At 69.7% G+C, this 19,565-nt stretch carries 21 protein-coding genes and 1 pseudogene; 15 read left to right on the plus strand and 7 right to left on the minus strand.

All coding sequences use genetic code 11. From position 1 onward, the window contains the following. Window positions 1-921 carry an HpcH/HpaI aldolase/citrate lyase family protein gene (locus G6N48_RS12560; protein WP_085267861.1) on the minus strand — a complete coding sequence of 307 codons (921 nt, stop codon included), beginning with the start codon at window positions 919-921 and terminating at the stop codon, window positions 1-3. Window positions 922-1,123: 202 nt separating this feature from the next. On the opposite strand from G6N48_RS12560, the gene G6N48_RS12565 reads away from it, so the two are divergent. Together G6N48_RS12565 and G6N48_RS12570 are read left to right on the plus strand one after the other, a co-directional pair. Next, entirely contained in the window at window positions 1,124-1,690 is a 567-nt protein-coding gene (locus tag G6N48_RS12565; protein WP_085267860.1) for a hemerythrin domain-containing protein, read from the plus strand. 25 nt (window positions 1,691-1,715) lie between these two features. Then, on the plus strand, window positions 1,716-3,173 hold the full coding sequence (locus tag G6N48_RS12570) for a protein adenylyltransferase SelO (RefSeq protein WP_085267859.1): 1,458 nt from the start codon (window positions 1,716-1,718) through the stop codon (window positions 3,171-3,173). 85 nt (window positions 3,174-3,258) lie between these two features. On the opposite strand, the gene G6N48_RS12575 is transcribed toward G6N48_RS12570, so the two are convergent. Beyond that, entirely contained in the window at window positions 3,259-3,660 is a 402-nt protein-coding gene (locus G6N48_RS12575) for a DUF4267 domain-containing protein (protein WP_085267858.1), read from the minus strand. A gap of 120 nt (window positions 3,661-3,780) precedes the next feature. Here G6N48_RS12575 and G6N48_RS12580 point away from each other — a divergent pair, with 120 nt between their 5' ends. From G6N48_RS12580 to G6N48_RS12595, 4 genes are all read left to right on the plus strand, one after another. Then, the gene (locus G6N48_RS12580) at window positions 3,781-4,473 is read left to right on the plus strand and encodes a TetR/AcrR family transcriptional regulator (RefSeq protein WP_085267857.1); all 693 of its coding nucleotides are present in this window, start codon (window positions 3,781-3,783) and stop codon (window positions 4,471-4,473) included. 125 nt (window positions 4,474-4,598) lie between these two features. Continuing rightward, window positions 4,599-4,868, plus strand: coding sequence for a hypothetical protein (locus tag G6N48_RS12585; protein ID WP_163670747.1), 270 nt, complete (start codon window positions 4,599-4,601; stop codon window positions 4,866-4,868). A 12-nt stretch (window positions 4,869-4,880) separates the two neighbouring features. Next, window positions 4,881-5,402, plus strand: coding sequence for a DUF732 domain-containing protein (locus G6N48_RS12590; RefSeq protein WP_085267856.1), 522 nt, complete (start codon window positions 4,881-4,883; stop codon window positions 5,400-5,402). Between the two features lie 197 nt (window positions 5,403-5,599). Continuing rightward, window positions 5,600-6,466 (plus strand): phytanoyl-CoA dioxygenase family protein, encoded by an 867-nt coding sequence (locus tag G6N48_RS12595; protein ID WP_085267855.1) that lies wholly within the window; start codon window positions 5,600-5,602, stop codon window positions 6,464-6,466. Here the strand turns inward: G6N48_RS12595 and G6N48_RS12600 are convergent. Next, the gene (locus G6N48_RS12600; RefSeq protein ID WP_085267854.1) at window positions 6,463-7,881 is read right to left on the minus strand and encodes a C45 family autoproteolytic acyltransferase/hydolase; all 1,419 of its coding nucleotides are present in this window, start codon (window positions 7,879-7,881) and stop codon (window positions 6,463-6,465) included. The two genes, G6N48_RS12595 and G6N48_RS12600, sit on opposite strands and share 4 nt — an antisense overlap. Window positions 7,882-7,958: 77 nt before the next feature. Then, window positions 7,959-9,479 (minus strand): serine hydrolase domain-containing protein, encoded by a 1,521-nt coding sequence (locus tag G6N48_RS12605; RefSeq protein WP_085267853.1) that lies wholly within the window; start codon window positions 9,477-9,479, stop codon window positions 7,959-7,961. Between the two features lie 63 nt (window positions 9,480-9,542). On the opposite strand from G6N48_RS12605, the gene G6N48_RS12610 reads away from it, so the two are divergent. Both G6N48_RS12610 and G6N48_RS12615 read left to right on the plus strand, forming a co-directional pair. After that, window positions 9,543-10,220 carry a M15 family metallopeptidase gene (locus tag G6N48_RS12610; protein ID WP_085267852.1) on the plus strand — a complete coding sequence of 226 codons (678 nt, stop codon included), beginning with the start codon at window positions 9,543-9,545 and terminating at the stop codon, window positions 10,218-10,220. 27 nt (window positions 10,221-10,247) lie between these two features. Further along, window positions 10,248-10,751 (plus strand): DUF2505 domain-containing protein, encoded by a 504-nt coding sequence (locus tag G6N48_RS12615; protein ID WP_085267851.1) that lies wholly within the window; start codon window positions 10,248-10,250, stop codon window positions 10,749-10,751. Here the strand turns inward: G6N48_RS12615 and G6N48_RS12620 are convergent. Continuing rightward, window positions 10,742-11,071, minus strand: a complete 330-nt coding sequence (locus G6N48_RS12620; RefSeq protein WP_085267850.1) for a WhiB family transcriptional regulator — start codon at window positions 11,069-11,071, stop codon at window positions 10,742-10,744. The two genes, G6N48_RS12615 and G6N48_RS12620, sit on opposite strands and share 10 nt — an antisense overlap. Before the next feature lie 162 nt (window positions 11,072-11,233). Here G6N48_RS12620 and G6N48_RS12625 point away from each other — a divergent pair, with 162 nt between their 5' ends. Both G6N48_RS12625 and G6N48_RS12630 read left to right on the plus strand, forming a co-directional pair. Then, window positions 11,234-11,887, plus strand: a complete 654-nt coding sequence (locus G6N48_RS12625; protein ID WP_085267849.1) for a response regulator — start codon at window positions 11,234-11,236, stop codon at window positions 11,885-11,887. A 1-nt stretch (window position 11,888) separates the two neighbouring features. Beyond that, window positions 11,889-13,076: a sensor histidine kinase gene (locus G6N48_RS12630; protein ID WP_085267848.1), complete on the plus strand. Its 1,188-nt coding sequence runs from the start codon at window positions 11,889-11,891 to the stop codon at window positions 13,074-13,076. A 49-nt stretch (window positions 13,077-13,125) separates the two neighbouring features. On the opposite strand, the gene G6N48_RS12635 is transcribed toward G6N48_RS12630, so the two are convergent. Further along, window positions 13,126-13,545, minus strand: a complete 420-nt coding sequence (locus G6N48_RS12635) for a DUF4189 domain-containing protein (RefSeq protein ID WP_085267847.1) — start codon at window positions 13,543-13,545, stop codon at window positions 13,126-13,128. A gap of 243 nt (window positions 13,546-13,788) precedes the next feature. Between G6N48_RS12635 and G6N48_RS27700 the strand changes: the two genes are divergently transcribed. After that, on the plus strand, window positions 13,789-13,950 hold the full coding sequence (locus G6N48_RS27700; protein WP_169718424.1) for a hypothetical protein: 162 nt from the start codon (window positions 13,789-13,791) through the stop codon (window positions 13,948-13,950). A gap of 130 nt (window positions 13,951-14,080) precedes the next feature. After that, on the plus strand, window positions 14,081-14,965 hold the full coding sequence (locus G6N48_RS12640) for a universal stress protein (protein ID WP_085267846.1): 885 nt from the start codon (window positions 14,081-14,083) through the stop codon (window positions 14,963-14,965). Between the two features lie 27 nt (window positions 14,966-14,992). Here the strand turns inward: G6N48_RS12640 and G6N48_RS12645 are convergent, their stop codons facing one another. Next, window positions 14,993-15,730 (minus strand): N-acetylmuramoyl-L-alanine amidase, encoded by a 738-nt coding sequence (locus G6N48_RS12645; protein ID WP_232066611.1) that lies wholly within the window; start codon window positions 15,728-15,730, stop codon window positions 14,993-14,995. 68 nt (window positions 15,731-15,798) lie between these two features. On the opposite strand from G6N48_RS12645, the pseudogene G6N48_RS28910 reads away from it, so the two are divergent. From G6N48_RS28910 to G6N48_RS12655, 3 genes and pseudogenes are all read left to right on the plus strand, one after another. Continuing rightward, window positions 15,799-16,578 (plus strand): annotated as a pseudogene (locus G6N48_RS28910) (BadF/BadG/BcrA/BcrD ATPase family protein); the annotation flags it as partial. A gap of 117 nt (window positions 16,579-16,695) precedes the next feature. Then, window positions 16,696-17,580 carry an N-acetylmuramic acid 6-phosphate etherase gene (locus G6N48_RS28915; RefSeq protein ID WP_372511313.1) on the plus strand — a complete coding sequence of 295 codons (885 nt, stop codon included), beginning with the start codon at window positions 16,696-16,698 and terminating at the stop codon, window positions 17,578-17,580. A gap of 108 nt (window positions 17,581-17,688) precedes the next feature. Next, window positions 17,689-19,521 carry a putative alpha/beta hydrolase gene (locus tag G6N48_RS12655; RefSeq protein WP_085267844.1) on the plus strand — a complete coding sequence of 611 codons (1,833 nt, stop codon included), beginning with the start codon at window positions 17,689-17,691 and terminating at the stop codon, window positions 19,519-19,521. The last annotated feature ends 44 nt before the right edge of the window (window positions 19,522-19,565 follow it).

Below are 19,565 nucleotides of genomic sequence, written 5' to 3' on the forward strand. Positions count from 1 at the left end.
CTAGTAGTGGTAGGTGTCCGAGGGCGCGGGAGAATGCACGCGCTCTTCGTCGTCGAACTCCGACGATTCGATGCCGTAGGCGCGGGCCAGCTCGAGGATCTTGGTGGCCCGGGCGATGCGCGGCAGGTCGGAGCCGTTGCGTATCTCGCCGCCGTCGCGCTCGAACTCCACGAAAAACTCCTTCGCCCAGGAGATTTCGTCCTGCGACGGTGAAAGGCCCTCGTTGACCACCGCACACTGGTCCGGCGTGAGGCAGATCTTGCCCGTCATGCCGAATTCGACCGAGACCGCCGAAGCCTCGATCAGCTTCAGCGGATTCGAGCCGATGGTCGGTCCGTCGATCGCGCTGGGCAGGCTGGCCGCCTTGGAGGCGATGGTGAACCGCGACCGCGTGTACGCCAGGGTGGCGGGGTCCTCGCCGAATCCGGTGTCACGCCGGAAGTCACCGATGCCGAACGCGAGGCGGAAGGTGCCCTTGGTCGCGGCGATCTCGGTGATGCGCTCCAGGCCGCGGGCCGTTTCGACGAGCGCCACGATCGGCACGTCCGGCAGCCGCTTCGCGGTCTCGGTGACATGGTCCACCGACTCGACCATCGCCAGCATCACACCGCCAACCGACGTCTCGGCCAGCGCCGCCAAGTCGTCGGCCCACCACGGCGTGCCGAAACCGTTGACGCGCACCCAGTCCGTGTTACCGGCGCGCAGCCAGCTCACGACGTTGTCGCGGGCGCCGTGCTTGTCTTTGGGCGCCACGGCGTCCTCGATGTCGAGCACCACGATGTCGGCGCGAGAGTGCACCGCCGCCTGGAACCGGTCGCCGTGCGCGCCGTTGACCAGTAGCCAGCTCCGGGCGAGGACCGGGTCGATGCGAGAGCCGATCTCGTCGGGCTCCGTCACGCTGCTGTGAACCTGTTCGTACATCGCGGGTGTTCTGTCGCCTCTTGTGCTCTGTGGGTTGTCTTCCTGACCGTATCGATACGCCGAAACGGGATGGTTGAGGATGCCACACGGCGCGTTCAACCACATAACCGCTGCTGCGGCTGAGTTTAGGCGCCCCTTTGCCGGGTACTTGTTGCGCAGCGGTCGATAGCCCGCCCGCCCCACCACCACGGAGGTATCGGCAGTGGCCGACATGATCGTCCAGTCGCCCGACGAAGTCGTCGCGTATCTGAAGGCGCAGCACAACCTGATCGAGGACATGTTCGACGAGGTACTGCACGCCACGGATCCCCGGGCGCGCGAGACGCCGTTCGCAGCGCTGCGCCAGTTACTGGCCGTCCACGAGACCGCCGAGGAGATGATCGTGCACCCGCGGGTGCGCCAGGAGGCCGACGCCGGCGACGCGATCGTCGACGCCCGGTTGAAAGAGGAGCACGAAGCCAAGGAGTTGCTGTCGCGGATCGAGAAGCTCGACATCACCTCGGACGAGTTCCTCGCGGAAGTCACCGCGTTGCGCGAGGCGGTGCTCGACCACGCCCAGCAGGAGGAGGACGAGGAATTCCCCGTCCTGCAGCGCGAACTCGACACCGACGGCCTCAAGAGGATGGCGACGGCGGTGAAGGCGGCCGAGGCCATCGCCCCCACCCATCCGCATCCGGGCGTCGAATCGGCGAAGCTGAATTTCGCCCTCGGCCCGTTCGCGTCCATGCTCGACCGCGCCCGCGACCTGATCGGGCAAGCGCTCGGCTGAGCAGCATTTCCGTAGGCTCGGTGTCATGAGCGTCGCACCGGACACGACCGTCGTCCTCCAAGACCGGTTCCTGCGCGAGCTGCCGGAGATGGCGATCCCCTGGAAGGCCGAGACCGCCGCCGAGTTGCGGCTGCTGGCGCTCAACGAGGGGCTCGCCGCGGAGCTGGGGCTCGACGCGGGCTGGTTGCGCAGCCCCGACGGACTGCGGTTCCTGGTGGGCAACCTGCTGCCCGACAACGCGGCGCCCGTGGCCCAGGCGTACGCCGGGCATCAGTTCGGGGGGTTCGTCCCGCGGTTGGGCGACGGTCGGGCGCTACTGCTCGGCGAGCTGGTCACCGGCGACGGCGGGCTGCGCGACGTCGCCCTCAAGGGCTCCGGTGCCACCCCGTTCGCGCGCGGCGGCGACGGGCTGGCCGCGGTGGGCCCGATGCTGCGGGAGTACGTCATCAGTGAGGCGATGCACGCACTGGGTGTGCCCACCACGCGATCGCTGGCCGTCGTGGCCACCGGACGCACCGTCCGGCGCGACACCGTCCTACCCGGCGCGGTGCTCACCCGCGTCGCGGGAAGCCACCTGCGCGTCGGCAGCTTCCAGTACGCCGCGACGGCCGGCGACGAGGGCCTGCTGCGCCGCCTCGCCGACCACGCGATCGCCCGTCACCACCCGGGCGCGGCGCGGGCCGAGAATCCCCATCTCGCGTTGTTCGAAGCGGTGGTGGCCGTGCAGGCCTCGCTGATCGCGCGGTGGATGCTGATCGGGTTCGTGCACGGGGTGATGAACACCGACAACATGACGATCTCGGGCGAGACCATCGATTACGGGCCATGCGCCTTCATGGAGGCCTACGACCCCGACACCGTCTTCAGCTCGATCGACGCGTGGGGTCGCTACGCCTACGGCAACCAGCCCGTCGTCGCCGGCTGGAACCTCGCCCGCTTCGCCGAGACGCTCCTTCCCCTGTTCTCCGACAATCTCGAGGAGGCGGTGGCGCTGGCCGAGCAGTCCTTCGCGTCGGTGTTCACGCCAACCTACGACGCCGTATGGTCGTCGGGCATGCGCGCCAAGCTCGGGCTGCCTGCGCAGGCCGACGTCGCGGCGCTGAGCGACGAGTTGCTTCGCCTGCTCAAGGAGAGCCACGTGGACTACACCTCCTTCTTCCGCCGCCTCGGTGCGGCGGCGCGCGGCGACACCGAGCCCGCGCGCGGGTTGTTCGTCGACCTGGCCGGCTTCGACGGGTGGTTGGCACGCTGGCAGGCCATGAATCCCGACGCCGACGTGATGGACCGCGCGAACCCCGTCTACATTCCGCGCAACCACCTGGTCGAAGAGGCGCTGGCCGCGGCCACCGAGGGCGACCTCGCCCCGCTCGACAAGCTCCTCGCGGCGGTGAGCGCCCCCTACGACGAACGGCCCGGACTTCAGCGCTACGCCGATCCCGCGCCGGAGGACTTCGGCCCCTACCGCACGTTCTGCGGCACTTGAATTCAAATCGCCTTGCTACCAAATCTTTTCGTCAGTCCGATGATCGCGGGCGGCCGCCGTGAGCTCTTTCGCCGGCAGGATCGGATCAACCGGACGCCGGCTCACTCGTCGTGCCTCTCAGGGGACGACGGGTGGCGCCCCACAGGCCGACGCCGACGCCGAGGGCGGCGCCCCCGAGCCCGATGAGCCGCTGCGCCGGTTTCAGGTCGTGGTAGACGCTGATGCCGCCGACGAGGTCGGCCGCGTCGGCGCCGCCGGAAGCCAGAAACCAGCCGCGAGCGTCTTTTCCGCGCAGGCCCCTCGATGCGAGCAGCGCACCGATCAATGCGTCGCGGTATCCCATCGACCGCAAAAGCAGTCGCGCCGTCGGAGTCGGTTCGTCCGCGTCACCCCACAGTCTGTTGGCGCGAAGCGGATCGACGAGGAACGAGACCCCGGACGCGAGTCGGATGCAGCCCGCGAGCAGTGCGGGTCGGTCGATTGGCATGAATTGAGGCTAAAGCCAAGGCTTTCTCGACGTGTGTGTAATAAAAAATCAGCGGTGGTTGCGATTACAGTCTGGTGAAAGTGGACACTTGCGCGGGGCGCGCGCATTACTTTCTCACCTATGACGCAATCGGGGGATTCGCTCAGGCACCGGCAGGCGTACCTGAGCCACCCTGTCACACCACGCCGCAACAAGCTCGCACCGGACCCGAACGTACGCCAGGCGATCCTCGCTGCGGCTTCGAAATCCGTTCAGGAACAAGGGGTCCGGGGCCTCAGCGTCGCTGCGGTCCTCGAGCACGCCCAGCTCAGCACCCGCGCCTTCTACCGCCACTTCGAGTCGAAAGACCAGCTGGTCACGGCGGTCTTCCAGGAGATGACGCGCGACGAGGTGCTGCGGTTGCGGACCAAGATGGCGCAGGCGGCCACCCCGATCGCGGCCGTGGTCGCCTGGATCGACGGCCGGCTCGATCTGGCGTTCGACGAAACCATGCGGTCAGAGCTGCGCTGGGTCTCGCTGGAGGCCGAACCGCAGATGGTGAGCTCGCCGGACCTCGTCTCGTCGGCGTACACGGCCATCCTCGAACCGCTCATCGAGCAACTCGAACGGGGTCTCGAGACCGGCGACTTCCAAGACATCGTTCCGTTGACGGCGGCGAAGTCGATCCACGGTGTGGTGTGGGCGGGCACCCAGCGGCAGTGCGCGATGGGCCACCGCGACCGCGCCGAGGTCCGCGACCGGGCGCTGCGGTTCTGCCTGCGCGGCCTGGGCGTGACACCGACGACGATCGAGCAGGTCACCGCGCGCGCCTGAGGGAGCCCGGTGTCCGCAGCAAACCGTCAGACGCCCGGGCGCGCTTGCGCCTCAAGCCATGTCAGATTCCGACAAACTGTTCGTGACGTGGAAAGGCGTAAGCCCCAGGGGTTAACATATCGGGGATGCTCACCAAGCTGCGCGAGGTACTCAGCTACCAGCTGTCTATTGCCGAATTGCTCGGCATGGCAATCGTTTTCGGTGCGCCTGCGGGGCGCCGACCCGGTGGTGTCGTTTCCGGGATCGATCGTCTCGTGGCCGGTTCTGCTGTTTTCGAACGTGTGCATCACGTGAGGCAACCTTGGCATTTCCACCCGCCACCCGAGTTCGATTGCAAAGATGCTGAGGTGGCGCCATCGGTCCGCGAGCCCTCCTCGCAGGCCACCCGGGGGTAAAAGGAGACAGCGATGACTGTCGACGATAGTGGAGCGCCCGTCGTTCCGACGCACCATCCAGCGCCGGTGCGGCCCCGTTCGGCCTGGTCAAGGCCGCTCGGGGCCCTGCTGATGGCCGCGCCCGTCGCGCTGATCGCGTTGTTCGGCCTCGGCCTGCTGGCCGCCTACTCGCTGCGCGACAGGACCGCGTCGTCGCCCGCCCCCCAGACACTGACGGTCACCGCGACACCCAAGACGCCGAATCCCGCCGACGCACCGGACAACAGGTTCCTGGCCGCTCTGGCGTCGTACGGGATCGCGGACAACGGCACGGAATCGGTGCGGCAGCGGTTCATGGAGTTCGGCCACCACACCTGTTTCACCCTGCTGCCGCCGAAGCCGCAGCCGCTCGCCGCGACGGTGAGCACCATCTTGACCGAGGAGAACAACGACGTCGTGGCCGGGAATCCATGGTCCCCGAAATTCACCTACGACGACGCCGAGCACCTGGCGCAGGCCGCGATCGGCGCTTACTGCCCGGACGTGCCCAGGTAGTCCGCCGGCAACCCGCGGCGCCGGCGACGGCGGCGGCGGCGGCAAAGCCCAACATTGCCAACAGGATTCGCGTCGCTTGCCAGGCGGTTGCGGTCAAGGCGCGGCGCGGCGCGCCCGCCGCTTTCGGCACGGTGCCTGTGAGTTCAGCCGGGCGAAGCTTACTGTGGGCAGTGGCCGGCGGGAGAAGGACCAGACCCATGGACAACGACGACGAGTCCGTCACGACGCTCGAGGACCTGCGGGGCGACCTGGCGCAGCGATACAGGTGGACACCGAGCGCCGGTAGCTCGGTTGACAATGCGACCGTCGAGGCCGACATGGCGGCCCTCGACCGCGACGGCTACGTCGTCTGGGAGAACCTGCTGGGCACCGAGGAGTGCCGGCAGATCCGCGAAACCGTGCGGCCGTGGCTCGGGCACACCGGGCGCAACTCGTTCGAGGGCCGGCGCACCCAGCGCGTCTACAGCGTGCTGAGCAGGACGCGGGTGTGCGACCGGCTGGTCGACCATCCGCGGGTGCTGGCCGTACTCGACCGGTTGCTGATGCCCAACTATCTGCTTTCGGCGTTGCAGGCCATCAACATTCAGCCGAATGAGGCCGCGCAGCTGGCCCATCACGACGACGGTTTCTATCCGGTCCCGCGGCCGCGGGCACCGTTGGCGGCGGCAACGATCTGGGCGATCGACGACTTCACCGCCGATAACGGCGCAACGGTCCTGTTTCCCGGCAGCCACGTGTGGGGCAAGCGCCGGCCCGGCCCCGAGGACCGTGCGCTGCCCGTCGTCATGCCCGCCGGCTCATGCGTCTTCTTCGTCGGCACCCTCTGGCACGGCGGCGGCGCCAACAACAGCGGCCACGACCGCCTCGCCGTCACCGCGCAGTACTGCCAACCCTGGCTGCGACCGATGGAGGCCTTCACCCTGTCGGTGTCGCGCGACACCGCCCGCGCGGTCTCCGACGACATCCGCCGCATGCTCGGTTACAGCATCCACCCGCCGTTCGTCGGCGCCGTGGACGGTCTGCACCCCCTGCGGGTGCTCGACGTCGAGGGCCCGCCCGGCTAACAACGGTCGTTCGGTTGGCAAAGCCCGTCCGGCCGGATGTAGGTCCACGGCTGGTGGGGCCGATCCTTCAGGCAGCCCCGTTGCCAATCCCACTGCGGGTGCATCCGGAGGAAATCCTCGGCGATGAACTCCACGCCGTCGGCCCGCCCGAACCTCGCCCACAGGCTCATCGACTCGACGTCGGCGGCGGTGACGACCTTGCCGTCCACCGACCCGAACGGCGTGAACGGTACCAGCCCGCTGAACTGGCACGGGTCGACATCCGAGTACCCGCAGATGGTCCGCGAAGACGGGTGCACGTAGCCCAGGTAGGCGTCGTAGGTGTCCCCGAGCATGCGCTGGGCGACCCCGGTGTCGATGACGCCGTCGTACTCGGAGAGCAGCTGGTGCCAGCGGACGCGGCGCCCACCGGTGGGCAGCCGAATGTCGCTGAAGCCCGTCGCGCGGCACTCCAGATTGCGGATCCGCGGGTCCACCGGGGCATTGTCACCCGAGTAGTAGCCGTCCGACTTCCTCTCGAGGCTCTGGTAGAGCAGGCCCTGTTCGTAGCGGGCGATCTCACCGGTCTTCACGTCGGCGATCAACCACGAATCGGCGTATCCGCCGTTGTTGTCGGTGTTGAGGATCTCCACCCACTGGTCGATATCGCTCGCGTACTGAGCGGCCGTTCGCGCCCGCACGAACTCCGGGACGCGGGTCTCGTCATAACCCTTGGACCCCTCGTAGCCGGCGATCGTCGTCTCCGTGATGGCCAGCCCCGCACCGGTCAGCCAGAAATCGGTCATGCTGGCGACCCAACCCGGCGCGGTCTGCATGACCATCCGGTTGCCGTCCTCAGGTGTGAGGTCCAAGATCACGTTCTCGAATTGGCCCTGCCAGAAGTCGGTGAAACTGGTGTGTCCCATGACGACGGACCCGTCGAGCGTCGCGCTGCCCGCTGCGACGAAGGCGCTGCAGTGCGAACCCTGGCCGCCTGTCGGCGCCAGGGCGCTGTACCGACCGGCCCGTTTGGGCCACCAGTATGCGGTGAGTTCCATCCAGTCGTTGAGGCCCAGCACATCTTCGAATGTCGCCGGGACACCCGCCGCGGTCAGTCCGGCGGCGATGCCCTCCATCTCCGCGCGCAGTTCGTCCGGGACCTTGTCGGCGTGCAGCTCGCGCGCCATGTCCACGAAGAAGTCGTAGCCCATGCCGATGTGCTGGCGGGTCATCTCCCGATAAACACGGATGGACTCGGCGTACTCGTCGGCGACGAGGTACCCGTATTGGAATCCGCGGGCTGCCGGGGCCCCGTTGACGACGACGTGCAGCCACCCGTTGACTTCGCGGCGCGACGCCCGGCCGAGCCACGTCCGTTGTTGTTCGGACAGCCGGGTTCGCGCGCGAGTACTCGAGTCCTTCGTGTCGATGCTCATGGGTCTGACTTACCCACATCGGGCCCCGCGGAACGGGGCCGTGCCCGCCGCGTCGGTCGGGGTCGTCGTCGATGGGCTCAGCCGCAGCAGCGCAGCCCCAGCGCCCGGGCCGCCGCCGTGGCGACTTCGCCCCGCAGATCGGAGATCGGTGGACTGCCCCGAACGAGGATGGAGTTCGAGAGCAGGACCACGTACGTGTCGGAGCCGGGGTCGATCCACAGCGTGGTTCCGGTGAAACCCGTGGCGCCGAAGCTTCCCACGGGAAACACGGTGCCCCGCGGCCGCGAATAGGCCGTGTCGATGTCCCAGCCGAAGCCGAACAGGTCCTGTCCCTCGATCGAGGGGTAGTGCGGAGCGGCGGCGCGCCGGGCGGCGACGTTGGCGGCGCCGACCTGTTGGGGGGTGTGCCCGGGTTGCTGCGGAGTCGTCATCATCTCCACCGTCGCGCGGCGCAGCGGAAACCTGCTCGGGCGGTCCGCGAGACGGTCGAGCAGCGCCTGGGCGTAGACGCCGACGTCGTGCGCCGTGGAGAACACCCCGGCGTTGCCGGCCACTCCCCCCATGCGGCGCGCCGTCGGGTCGTGCACGGTGCCCCGGAGCAGGTACCCGAAATCGGGATTGTCGGCAGGGGTGGCGCTGCTCTGCTCGTCGATGGCCGTCGGTGCGACGCGCGGCAACACCGCGGTGCTCCACCCGTCGGCCGGACAGGCGACGGCCTGCGTCCCCGCGGGAGCCCAGGCGATCGCGGCCCCCCGGGTGGTGTGCGGACCGCACGCTTTGGCCGCAGGAAGGTATCGGGTGTCGTTCATGCCGAGCGGCCCGAACACGTTGCGCTGGACGAAGACGTCCTCGGATTCGCCGCTGACCTTTTCCAGCAGCGCGCCGAGCAGCATGTAATTGATGTCGGAGTAGCGGAAGGTCTCACCGGGACCCGACTGCAGCGGCATGCCGAGCGCCCGACGGATGCCCTCCGGTTTGTCGGGGCCGTCGAGTCCCCACGGGTCGGCGAGGCTGACGTCGATCCCTTCGCCCGAGGTGTTCGTGAGCAACATGCGGACCGTGACCATCGCCCGCTGCGGGTCGTTCGCCGTGTTGAAGTCCGGGAGATATTTCTGGACGGGATCGTCGAATCCGACCTTGCCCTGTTCGTAGAGCTGCATCACGGCGGTCGCCGTGGCGAGGCTCTTCGTCAGCGAGGCCATGTCGAAGACCGTGTCCTCGGTCATCGGTTCCGCCGGCGCGGGCGATCCGTCCAGCCCCGGGTCGCCCGCGAGCGTGCGTAAGCCGTACGCCTGGTGGAAGACCACCCTGCCGCCATGCCCGACGCCGACCACGGCCCCCGGCAGCCTGCCCGCCGCGACCGCATCGTTGACCAGCTTCGAGACCGTCGCGAAGGCGGGTGAGGCAGCCGCGGCCGGCGGCTCGGGGTCCGTCGGGGCGGGCGGCGCGGCCGCCGGAGGCGCCGGCTGCGCCGGGTGCGCGACCTGCCCCGTGTGGTGGCCGCGGACCGAAGTGGCGGCGATCGCCAGCAGCACCGCGGCGACGACGAGCGCCCTGCGCACCCACGGCTTGCCGAGCGCGGAGGTCACAAGCGGCATATCGCAAGGGTAGGACAGCGATAGCGTCGCTACTGACGTTGTCGGACGGGACGGAGGTGGGCGGTGCGGGTCCCCGGGTTCGCCGCAGCGGTGGGCGCGGTGCTGGCCGGTGTCCTGGTCGCGCAATGCGCCGCGCCGCCTCCGGTGGCCGCACCACCGGCGCCGCCGCCGGCCGCGGCATCGACGCCGTCCACGGTTCAGCCGGTCACCGCCGCGGAACTCGGCGCAAGCTGGCGGCCCGGTTGCCCGGTCGGACCGGATCGGCTCAGGCGGGTCGTCGTCGACCACCTCGGATTCGACGGCCTGACGCACCGCGGCGAGCTGATCGTGCACGAAGACCTGGTGGGCGAGGTCGTCGCGGTCTTCGAGCGGCTGTACCGACTGGGCTTTCCCATCGAGAAGGTCCGCACGGCCGACCACTACCCGGGCGCCGACGACGAGCTGTCCATGGAGGACGACAACACCTCGGCGTTCAACTGCCGGGGCATCCCGGGCAGCCGTCGGTGGTCCCAACACGCCTACGGACGGGCCATCGACCTCAATCCCCTGCTGAACCCCTGCGTCTACGCCGGCGGCGCCTTCGAACCGCGCAATGCCGGCGCCTACCTCGACCGCGGCCGCACCGACGGGGGCCTGCTGCACGACGGGGACCCCGCGGTTCACGCCTTCACCGACCACGGCTGGCAGTGGGGCGGCCGCTGGGCGACGCCCGTCGACTACCAGCACTTCGAGCGGCCGTGACGCAGCGCTTTGCAAGAATGGCCTGCTATGCCGCGCTCATTCGACGTGTTGACCGAATCGCCCGCCAGCGTCGAACAGATTCATGCCGCCTTCGGCCGCGAGGACTACTGGATGGCGCGCATCGCGGCCAGCGCCGCGCCCATCACGCTGGATTCGCTGACCGCCGACGCCGACGGCACGGTGACGGTGCGCTCCACCCAACACCTGAGCCGCGCGTTGCTGCCCGGGTTCATCGCCAACCTCGTCCCCGGCGAGGTGAAGGTCATGCACAGCGAGTCGTGGCGACCGGACGGCGACCGCCGGGTCAGCGGGCAGATCACCGTCTCGGCTTCCGGCGGACTGGGATCCGGGCGCGCCCAGAGTTGGCTGGCACCGGCGGGCAGCGGCTCGCAACTGCGCTCCGCCGTGCGTGTCGAGGTCAAGATCCCCTTGGTGGGGCGCAAGTTCGAGAAGACCATCGGCACGAGCCTGGCCGAGAGCATTCCGGCCTTACTGCGCTTCACCACCACGTGGATCGCCGATCACGCGTGACGTCGCTGGTCGTTGTCGCGGTGTTTGCGCTTGCTGACCAGGACGTCGTACCAGGAGGCCACCTCGGAGTGCTCCTTGAGCAAGGCACGCCGCCGGCGCTCGGTCATGCCACCCCAGACGCCGAACTCGACCCGGTTGTCGAGCGCCTCGGCGAGGCACTCGACGGCGACGGGACAGTGCCGGCAAATGGCGGTCGCGTCCCGTTGCGCCTTGCCGGTGACGAAGAGCCGGTCGGGATCGGTGGAGCGACAGAGCGCCCGTGACACCCATTCGGAACGGTCTACGGGCACGACGGCGATGAAGGCGGTGTTGACTCCCATCCGGGGCACTCCTGTGTGTGGTTGGCGGTGTCTGACCCCCCGGCAATGACTATCCCGGCGCGGTTCGGCGGTGTCTGTCGGGCGAGCGGACCTTCGGGGAATGAATCGCGTGTCCCCCGATCGGGGGAGCCGACAGCAAACCGCTGTGCGACACTCAACGGCATGTTCGGCGGTGCGTCGGCCGAGAAGGTGCGCGTGGTCGTGGGCGAAGACCACCCGCTGTTTCGCGACGGGCTGGTGCGCGCTCTGACGTCGAGCGGCGTCGTGGACGTGGTCGCCGAGGCGGCAGACGGGGTCGCGGCGCTGGCGTTGATCAAGACCCACGTGCCCGACGTCGCCCTGCTGGATTACCGGATGCCCGGGATGGACGGGGCCAAGGTGGCCGCCGCCGTGCGCCGCGACGAGCTGCCGACCAGGGTGCTGCTGCTGTCGGCGCACGACGAGTCGGCGATCGTCTTCCATGCGCTGGAAGAGGGGGCGGCGGGCTTCCTGCCCAAGGAGTCGACCAAAGCCGAGATCGTCGAGGGCGTGCTCGACTGCGCCAACGGCCGAGACGTCGTGTCGGCGGACCTCGCCGCCGGCCTCGCGGGCGAGATCCGCCGCCGTGGCGAAGCTCAGGCGCCGCTGCTGAGCCCCCGCGAGCGGGAGGTACTGAACTTCATCGCCCAGGGGCGCAGCGTCCCCGCGATCGCGGCCGAGCTGTACCTGGCGCCGTCCACGGTGAAGACCCACGTTCAGCGGCTGTACGAGAAACTGGGCGTCGGTGATCGGGCCGCGGCCGTCGCGGCGGCGATGCGACGCGGGCTGCTCGAATAGCATGGCCCGCCCGCTCGCCCGGCTCATCGACTTCGTTGCGGCCGAACCCGTGCGCCTGTCGGCCTTTCTGCGCTTACCGCTGATAGGGCTGATCGTGCTGCTGGTCTCGGTATGGGAGGTCGAGCACTGGCTGCCGCTGGCCTACGCGGTGATCCTCACCGCATACAGCATCGCCGCCCTGGTGTGGGTGTTCGTGGTGCTGCGGGGGCCGGTGCCCCCGTGGGCCGGGTGGGCGTCCACCGGCATCGACGTGCTCACCGTGGTGGCGCTGTGCGTGGTGTCGGGCGGCGCGACGGTCGCGTTGCTCCCGGTGTTCTTCCTGCTGCCGATCTCGGTGGCGTTCCAGGACCGTCCGGCGGTGGCGGCCGTCGTCGGAATCTGCACTGCGGTCGGCTATCTGGGGGTGTGGTTCGTCTACTCCAAGCGCGACGACAGGGTCGAGCTGCCGAAGGTGGTGTACACCCATTTCGGTTTGCTCCTCTGGTTGGCGGGCGCGACGACCGCCCTGTGTTACTTCCTGACGCGAGCCGCGGCGCGCGTCGCGGCGCTGCTCGACATGCGCCGCACGCTCGTCGCGGAGGCGATGCGCGCCGACGAGCGCCACGCCCGGGCGCTGGCCGAGCAACTGCACGACGGACCGCTGCAGGATCTGTTGGCGGCGCGTCTGGAGCTCGACGAAGTCCGCGAACGTCACAGCGATCCGGAATTGGACACCATCTACCGCGCGGTCGAGGACACGGCTACCCGGCTGCGCGGCACCGTCACCGCGCTGCATCCGCAGGTGCTCACCGAGGTGGGGCTGACCGCCGCGCTTCGAGAGCTGATCCGTGCCTATGAGCACGGCGGAAACTTCGCCATCGAGGCCGATCTCGAGGAGGTCGGCCAGCCACGGTCACAGTCCCTGCTCTACCGCGCGGCCCGCGAATTGCTCGCCAACGCCCGCAAGCACGCCCAGGCGAGCACCGTGCGGATGTGCCTCGCGCGGGCGGGTGACGCCCTCACGCTGACCGTCGTCGACGACGGAATCGGGTTCGATCCGGCCGTCCTGCGCCGGTGCGTGGCCGAAGGGCACATCGGGCTGGCGTCGCTGGCGGCCCGCATCGATGCGATGGGCGGCTCGATGAAGGTCACGTCGACGATCGGCGGGGGGACGCGGGCGACGGTGACCACGCCCGCCGGGGCCGAGTGAAACCCATTGAGGCACAGCAGGGTTGATTACCCGAGTTCGGGCGGGTGGCTCATTCCCAGCTGCACGACCCGCCCCCGGTCCGGCTGGCGCGGCTGTGGATCTCCATCGCCGCCAACACCTGGGCCGCCTGGACAGTCGGGGCGTAGGCGATGGCGTATTCACTGCCCGTGCCGATCGCGACAGCCATGCACGTCGTGGTGCTGCCCGCGATTTGACAGCCGGCAGGGAACTTCGCGCGGCAGTTCGCCATCGCGTGCTGCTCGGCGTCGGACTCCGTATAGGCGTTGGTGTAGAAGAACGCCTCGGTGGTCTTGTTGCTCGCCGAGCTGACGTTCACCGCTCCGGCCATCCATGTGGCGGCGGCCTGCGCAGGGGCGGTTAGCGCCAGCGCGTTCGTCAGGACGAGAGGACCGGCCGCAACCCACGGCACGATCCAGCGGATACCCGGTTTCTGAGAGTGCGTTGCCATGTCTTCTGGTCTTTCTGTCGTCGGGGAGTCGGCGGTGGTTGCGGACCACGTGCGCTGCTCCTGGCGGGACAGATCGACCGCAACGGCTGCCGGCGGTTGAGGCAGGGTGCCCGCGCGGCGTCCGGGCAGGCGCCGCGGCGGACAAACTGAACACCCGCCAGTTAATCATATTCCATACTTGCTGAATGATCTAGACCTTTTAGATAAGCCTTAGGTATTTCGGGAATCGGGGATAATTTCCCGATGCCGCCCAGCGATCCCCCACCGCCCCGCCGCGCCCCGGCCACGCCGCCGCGGTCGCACGTCACGCCCGAGGACGCGGAGCGCTACGGCGACGAAGAGCAGGTCCGCGAGGCGTCGGACGAACGGCGACTCCGCGACGAGCAACCGCCGCACCACCGCTAGCCCCGCGTCACATCCCGGCGCCGAGATCGGGGCCGTTGGTCCTTCGGCTTGCATCGCTTCGACCCTGACGCACACGCCGGCCTTCAGACGATGCTTCGGGTGGCCTGTAGCCGATCAGAAGCGAACGAAGATGTGGCAACCACCGCGCGGTGCGATCCTGGTAGGCGTCGACGGCTCGGCAGCGGCCCTGGGCGCCGTCCGCTGGGCGGCCCGTGACGCGGCGCTGCGCAAGGCGCCGCTCGCCCTCGTGCACGTCGTCGACGCCCCGCTGCCGGCGTGGTTCGAGGGCTTGCGGGGATCACGGAAACGGCCGGCGCGCGGCATGCTCGAATCGGCGATCGACGTGGCCCGGGACAGCACCGACGGGTGCGGTCCGGTGCGCGTCGAGAGCAAGGTCCTTCGTTCGGCCCTGATCCCGACGCTCGTCGACATGTCCTCCGGCGTGGACACGGTCGTGGTCGGCCGCCGGGGGCATGGCGGCGCGTCGGCTCGCGGCCTGCTGGGCTCGGTGAGTTCGGCGTTGGTCTACCACGCGCAGTGCCCGGTCGCCGTGATCCACCACCAGGACGCCCGCAGCGGCACCGGTGCCCGAGCGCCGGTGCTGGTGGGCATCGACGGCTCACCGGCATCGGAGGAGGCGACAGAGATCGCCTTCGAGCAAGCGTCCCGCCGAGGTGTCGGCCTGGTGGCTTTGCACGCCTGGATGGATCCCTGGGTTTCGGGCTCCAAGCGGCCGTTCCAAGACGGCAACTGGGACGCCCGGCTGTCCGAGGAGGAAGAGACGCTCGCCGAACGGCTCGCGGGGTGGCACGACCGCTACCCCGAGGTGGGTATCCATCGCCGCATCGAGATCGGCGATCCGGCGCGTCGGCTGCTCGAGGCCTCCGAACTGGCGCAACTGCTGGTGGTCGGCAGCCACGGCTGCGGCCGGCTCAGGGGCGTGACACTGGGGTCGGTCGGGGCGGCCGTCGCCGCCAAGGCCAAGATCCCGGTGATCGTGGCGCGTCGGCCCTGAGACCGCCCGGGCCGACGGGTTCGACCCTCAGCCGGCCTCGATGGCGGCGACGACGGCGGCCGCCTCCGGCCCACAGATGCGCTGCAGGTTTACCGTGTCACCGGCCAGCAGATCGTCGACCCGGCGCTGCAGGTCACCCGAGGAGACGTGAGCGTAGAGGTTCGCGCCCGGGCAAGACGTCTGGGCCAGGTCGCGGTGGCCCGCCAAGGTGCCGGTGGCGATGTGGAATGTTCGGGCGGCCCAGGCGAACGCGAGGGCGGCACCGTGAAGTTGGGCTTCCGAGACGGCTTCCTGGTCGAAGTCTCCTTCGCAGAGGACCAGGAAGTGGCCCGTCGGGTCGTAGTCCGTGGCGGTGTCACCCGCGATCTGCGGGGTTCGCAGTTCGTAGATGTTGCCGTCGCGGTCGACGCCGACGTGATAGGCGATGTCGACCCACCCCTTCGTGTCCTGGTGGTAGCGCTGGTCCTGACGCAAACGGCCCGGGGCATTGCGGTTGTCGCCCAGGACGACGGCCTCGTGGTGCAGGGTCATGCGGGTGATGGTGTGCGGCCTGCCGCCGGGTCGGGCGGGACGAGCGCCCCAGGCGTCCCGGCACAACATCGCGGCCGAAGCCGCGCTGAGCGGGACGCTGGACGCGGTAGTCGTCGGCTTGCCACACCCGCTCACGAGTGCCGCCGCCCCCGCGCCGCCGACCAGCTTCAGCAGCCGGCGACGGCTGAGCGGCTCGGGTCCGCCGTCGTGCCGGCAGGACGCGACTGGGTCCACGACGTTCACGATACGAAGCGCTGCGGCCTGCCGGGGCCCGGACGGCGGAAACCGATACGGTGCGTTGCATGAGTCGTGTCGACTCGAACGCCCGAAGCAGCCGGGGCTCATCGGGGGCGAAGCCGGCAACGGTGATCCTCGCCGTCGACCTCGGCAAGACGTCGTGCCGGGCGCTGGCAGACGGCCGCCGGGCCGGGGGCGCGGGCGCGCCGGGGCTCGCGGCGCCGGGCGGCGCGCGGGCCGCGCAGGCATCGATCCTGGCTGTCGCGCGACACTTCGGCCCGGTCGACGAGGTGATCGTGGGCGCCGCCGGGGCGCTCGCGGCGCCGGGCGCGGCGCGAGCGCTGGGGCAGGCGCTGCTGACGTCGCTGCGGGCGAAGCGCGTCACGGTGACCAGCGACGCCGTCATCGCGCACGCGGGCGCGCTGGGCGGGGAGCCGGGCGTGGTTCTGGTCGCGGGCACCGGCGTCGTGGCGCTCGCGATCGACGCGCACGGCGTGCTGCACACCGCCGACGGCTGGGGGCCGCTGGTGGGCGACGAGGGCGGCGGCGCGTGGATCGGTGCCGCCGGGCTGCGCGCCGCGCTGCGGGCGCACGACGGCCGCGGCCCGTCCACCGCGCTGCTCGACGCCGCGCGCGCCCGCTTCGGCGCGCCGGAGACCTGGCCCGCGCAGCTGACCGGCGCCCGCGACCTCGCGTCCTTCGCGCCCGATGTCCTGGACGCGAGCGGCGACGCCGCCGCGCAGGCGATCGTCGGCGCCGCCGCCGAGGCGCTGGCCGCGACCGCTCGCGCGGCCGGTGCCGGCCCGGTGGCGATGGTCGGCGGACTGGCGGGAGCCCAGGCGCTGCGCGCGCACCTCGACCTCATCCCGGCCGCCGGCGATGCGCTCGACGGTGCGCTGCGGCTGGGGGCGATCCACGAGCCGCACCTGATTCGCGTGCAGGCGGACCCGAAAGCTGTTGTGTTGCATGGTCTCGATGCGCTGGCCACTGAAGCGGTGCGGCCCGACCTTCACGACCTCGACACGCGGCCCATCGCCGAAGTCGTCGCGCTGCTGGTGGGCGCCGAGGCCGAAGCGCACGCCGCGGTGGTGGCGGCGGTCCCGCGGATCGCGGCGGCGGCCGAGGCGATCGCCGCGCGGCTCGAGCGCGGCGGCCGCCTGTTCCACGCCGGTTCCGGCACGCCCGGTCGGCTCGGGATGCTCGACGCCGCCGAGTGCGGACCGACGTTCGGCACCGACCTGGTGCGCGGCGTGATCGCCGGCGGAGCGGCGGCGCTGACCGAGGCCGTCGAGGGCGCGGAAGACGCGTTTGACCCCACCGGCCTCGCCGACCTGACCGCCGCCGACGCGCTCGTCGGGATCACGGCGTCGGGCCGCACGCCGTATGTGCTCGGGGCGCTCGAGCACGCCCGCAGGGTGGGCGCCCTGACCGTCGCGATCGTCAACAACCCCGGCAGCGAGGCATCCGCCGACGTGATGATCGAGCTGCTGACCGGCCCCGAGGTGCTCGCCGGCTCGACGCGGCTGGCCGCGGGCACCGCACAGAAGGTGGTGCTCAACGCGCTGTCGACCAGCGTGATGATCGCGCTTGGCAAGGCATACGGACCGTGGATGGTCGACGTGCTCGCGACCACCGCGAAGGTGCGCCGCCGGGCGGTGCGGATAGTCCGCGACGCGGCCGGCGTCGACGAGGAGACCGCGGCCGCCGCGCTCGCCGCCGCGGGCGGTCACGCCAAGACCGCGATCGTCGCGCTGCTCACCGGCGTCGACGCGACCGAGGCCACCGCCCGGCTCGACCGGGCGCGCGGACGTGTGCGCGACGCGCTCGGTCCGATGGGGGACGTGTAGCGCCTTGGTGAAGAGCCGTATTCGCGGAAACAGGCGTCAGCTGCCCATCCGGTTGAGCGACAATGACCGAGTGGCCGGCGTGAGGCTGATGGTGATGCGGGCGGTGGGATGCAGCTGCGCTACATAAGTGTCGCCGCGCTGATCGCCGAAGCCGGCGGCGATCCGTGGGCGATCAATCAGAGCCTGCAGGCGGGCAGTCCAGCCCAGGTATCGAACCTGGCGAATGCCTTCCATCAGGCCGGCCGGTGCACCGCCGAATCCGACGCCGCGTTCAACCAGGCCCGCAGCCGCTTCGATGCGGCCTGGAACCATCAGAACGGCGATCACCCGATCAACGACTCCGCGCAAGTCCAACGCACGGCGAAGTCCCTGGGTGCGCAGTCGCTGCAATTGCCGAAGATCGGTGCCGACCTGGAGAACATCGCCGCCTCGCTCGCCGAGGCGCAGAAGACCGCCGCCGGGCAGATCAGCACACTGGACGCCGCGCTGGAAAAGCTCGACGACCTGATCGGCCAAGCGGTGCGGATGGAGAAGGACCCCAGCTTGAGCGCGGCGGACAGGGCCGCGCTGGACACGTTCATCAGGTCGTGTGAAGAGGACGCCATCAGCGACACCCGAGCGGCGCTCGGCCAATTGAAGGCCATCCGCAGCAACTACTCCGGCACCCTGCAGCAGTCGTTGGCCACGCTGCGCAGCGATGGTTACGACCCCACCGCCATCGAGCCCGCGGACGCGGACGAGCCGGAACAGATTCGTATCCCACCCCGCGACACCAAGCCCGAGGACGCCAAGAGGTGGTGGGATTCGCTCAGTCAAGCCCAGCGAGATCAACTCCTCGCCCAACACCCGGCCGAGCTCGGCAACCTCAGGGGCATCGACACCGTTAGCCGGGACAAGGTCAACCAGCAGGTGATGGCCGACGACCTCGCCCGTGTGGAAACGGCTGCGTCGCAACATCATGTCTCGGTTGATCAGGTGACCCGGCATCCCGAACAATTCGGCCTGACGCCGGCTGCCATCACCCGCTACAACAACGCCACCCAGACCAAGAAGGGCCTGACGCACGATTCCGACGGCGGCAAGAACCCCGTGTTCCTGCAGACCTACGATCCCGAGGCCTTCGACGGCCGAGGCAGGGAAGCCATCGCCATCGGCAACCCCGACACCGCCGACAACACCACCGTCCTGGTCCCGGGAACCGGCAGCAGCGTGAACAAGGGATACCTCACCCACGACGACGGACTGCACGTCTACGACGAGGTCCGCAAAGCCGACCTCACCAAATCCAACTCGGTGGTGGTGTGGATGGGTTACCACGCACCCGACAGCGCACTGGACCCCCAGATCGGGCAGACCACCCTCGCCAGAGACGGCGGCGGCCTGCTCGCCGCCGATGTCAACGCGCTCGGCGTCACCCACCAAATACCAAGCTCCCACGTCACCGTGATCGGCCATTCTTACGGATCCACCACCGTTGCCGACGCCGCGGCCGCCTCAGGCATGCACGCCAACGACGTCGTTCTCGTCGGATGCCCGGGAACAGACCTCGCCCGCAACGCCGGCGACTTCCACCTACCCGAGGGCGGTCACGTCTACGTGGGCGCGGCCTCGTCGGACCCGATCACCCACCTCGGCGTCGGGCAGGGCCACCTACCCGGCACCGGGGTCACGGTCGGCCTAGGCACCGACCCGGCCGTGGAAGGCTACGGGTCCACCCGCTTCAAAGCCGAAGCCCCAGGCCTGACAATCCCTCTGAAAGATCACAGTTCCTACTTCACCCCCGGCAACGAATCCCTGTTCAGCATCGCCGACATCGCATCCGGGCACGGTGACGCCTTGGCTCACGACCACATGACCGCCGACCATCGGGGCAGCTATTGGCTGCCCGATACCTTCGATCCCGAGGCGATTCGGCGTCCTACCGGTGGTCACTACCATTGAGACTTGCACCGAAGACCTGCGAGAGGACCAAGGTCGCGATGAGG

Source organism: Mycobacterium parmense (genome assembly GCF_010730575.1).
Classification (GTDB): Bacteria; Actinomycetota; Actinomycetes; order Mycobacteriales; family Mycobacteriaceae; genus Mycobacterium; species Mycobacterium parmense.

Coding starts and splice junctions, on each gene's coding strand:
- G6N48_RS12560 (WP_085267861.1), bottom strand. CDS start 921: ATGTACGAACAGGTTCACAGCAGCGTGACGGAGCCCGACGAGATCGGC.
- G6N48_RS12570 (WP_085267859.1), top strand. CDS start 1,716: ATGAGCGTCGCACCGGACACGACCGTCGTCCTCCAAGACCGGTTCCTG.
- G6N48_RS12575 (WP_085267858.1), bottom strand. CDS start 3,660: ATGCCAATCGACCGACCCGCACTGCTCGCGGGCTGCATCCGACTCGCG.
- G6N48_RS12580 (WP_085267857.1), top strand. CDS start 3,781: ATGACGCAATCGGGGGATTCGCTCAGGCACCGGCAGGCGTACCTGAGC.
- G6N48_RS12585 (WP_163670747.1), top strand. CDS start 4,599: ATGCTCACCAAGCTGCGCGAGGTACTCAGCTACCAGCTGTCTATTGCC.
- G6N48_RS12590 (WP_085267856.1), top strand. CDS start 4,881: ATGACTGTCGACGATAGTGGAGCGCCCGTCGTTCCGACGCACCATCCA.
- G6N48_RS12595 (WP_085267855.1), top strand. CDS start 5,600: ATGGACAACGACGACGAGTCCGTCACGACGCTCGAGGACCTGCGGGGC.
- G6N48_RS12600 (WP_085267854.1), bottom strand. CDS start 7,881: ATGAGCATCGACACGAAGGACTCGAGTACTCGCGCGCGAACCCGGCTG.
- G6N48_RS12605 (WP_085267853.1), bottom strand. CDS start 9,479: ATGCCGCTTGTGACCTCCGCGCTCGGCAAGCCGTGGGTGCGCAGGGCG.
- G6N48_RS12615 (WP_085267851.1), top strand. CDS start 10,248: ATGCCGCGCTCATTCGACGTGTTGACCGAATCGCCCGCCAGCGTCGAA.
- G6N48_RS12620 (WP_085267850.1), bottom strand. CDS start 11,071: ATGGGAGTCAACACCGCCTTCATCGCCGTCGTGCCCGTAGACCGTTCC.
- G6N48_RS12625 (WP_085267849.1), top strand. CDS start 11,234: ATGTTCGGCGGTGCGTCGGCCGAGAAGGTGCGCGTGGTCGTGGGCGAA.
- G6N48_RS12630 (WP_085267848.1), top strand. CDS start 11,889: ATGGCCCGCCCGCTCGCCCGGCTCATCGACTTCGTTGCGGCCGAACCC.
- G6N48_RS12635 (WP_085267847.1), bottom strand. CDS start 13,545: ATGGCAACGCACTCTCAGAAACCGGGTATCCGCTGGATCGTGCCGTGG.
- G6N48_RS27700 (WP_169718424.1), top strand. CDS start 13,789: ATGCCGCCCAGCGATCCCCCACCGCCCCGCCGCGCCCCGGCCACGCCG.
- G6N48_RS12640 (WP_085267846.1), top strand. CDS start 14,081: ATGTGGCAACCACCGCGCGGTGCGATCCTGGTAGGCGTCGACGGCTCG.
- G6N48_RS12655 (WP_085267844.1), top strand. CDS start 17,689: ATGCAGCTGCGCTACATAAGTGTCGCCGCGCTGATCGCCGAAGCCGGC.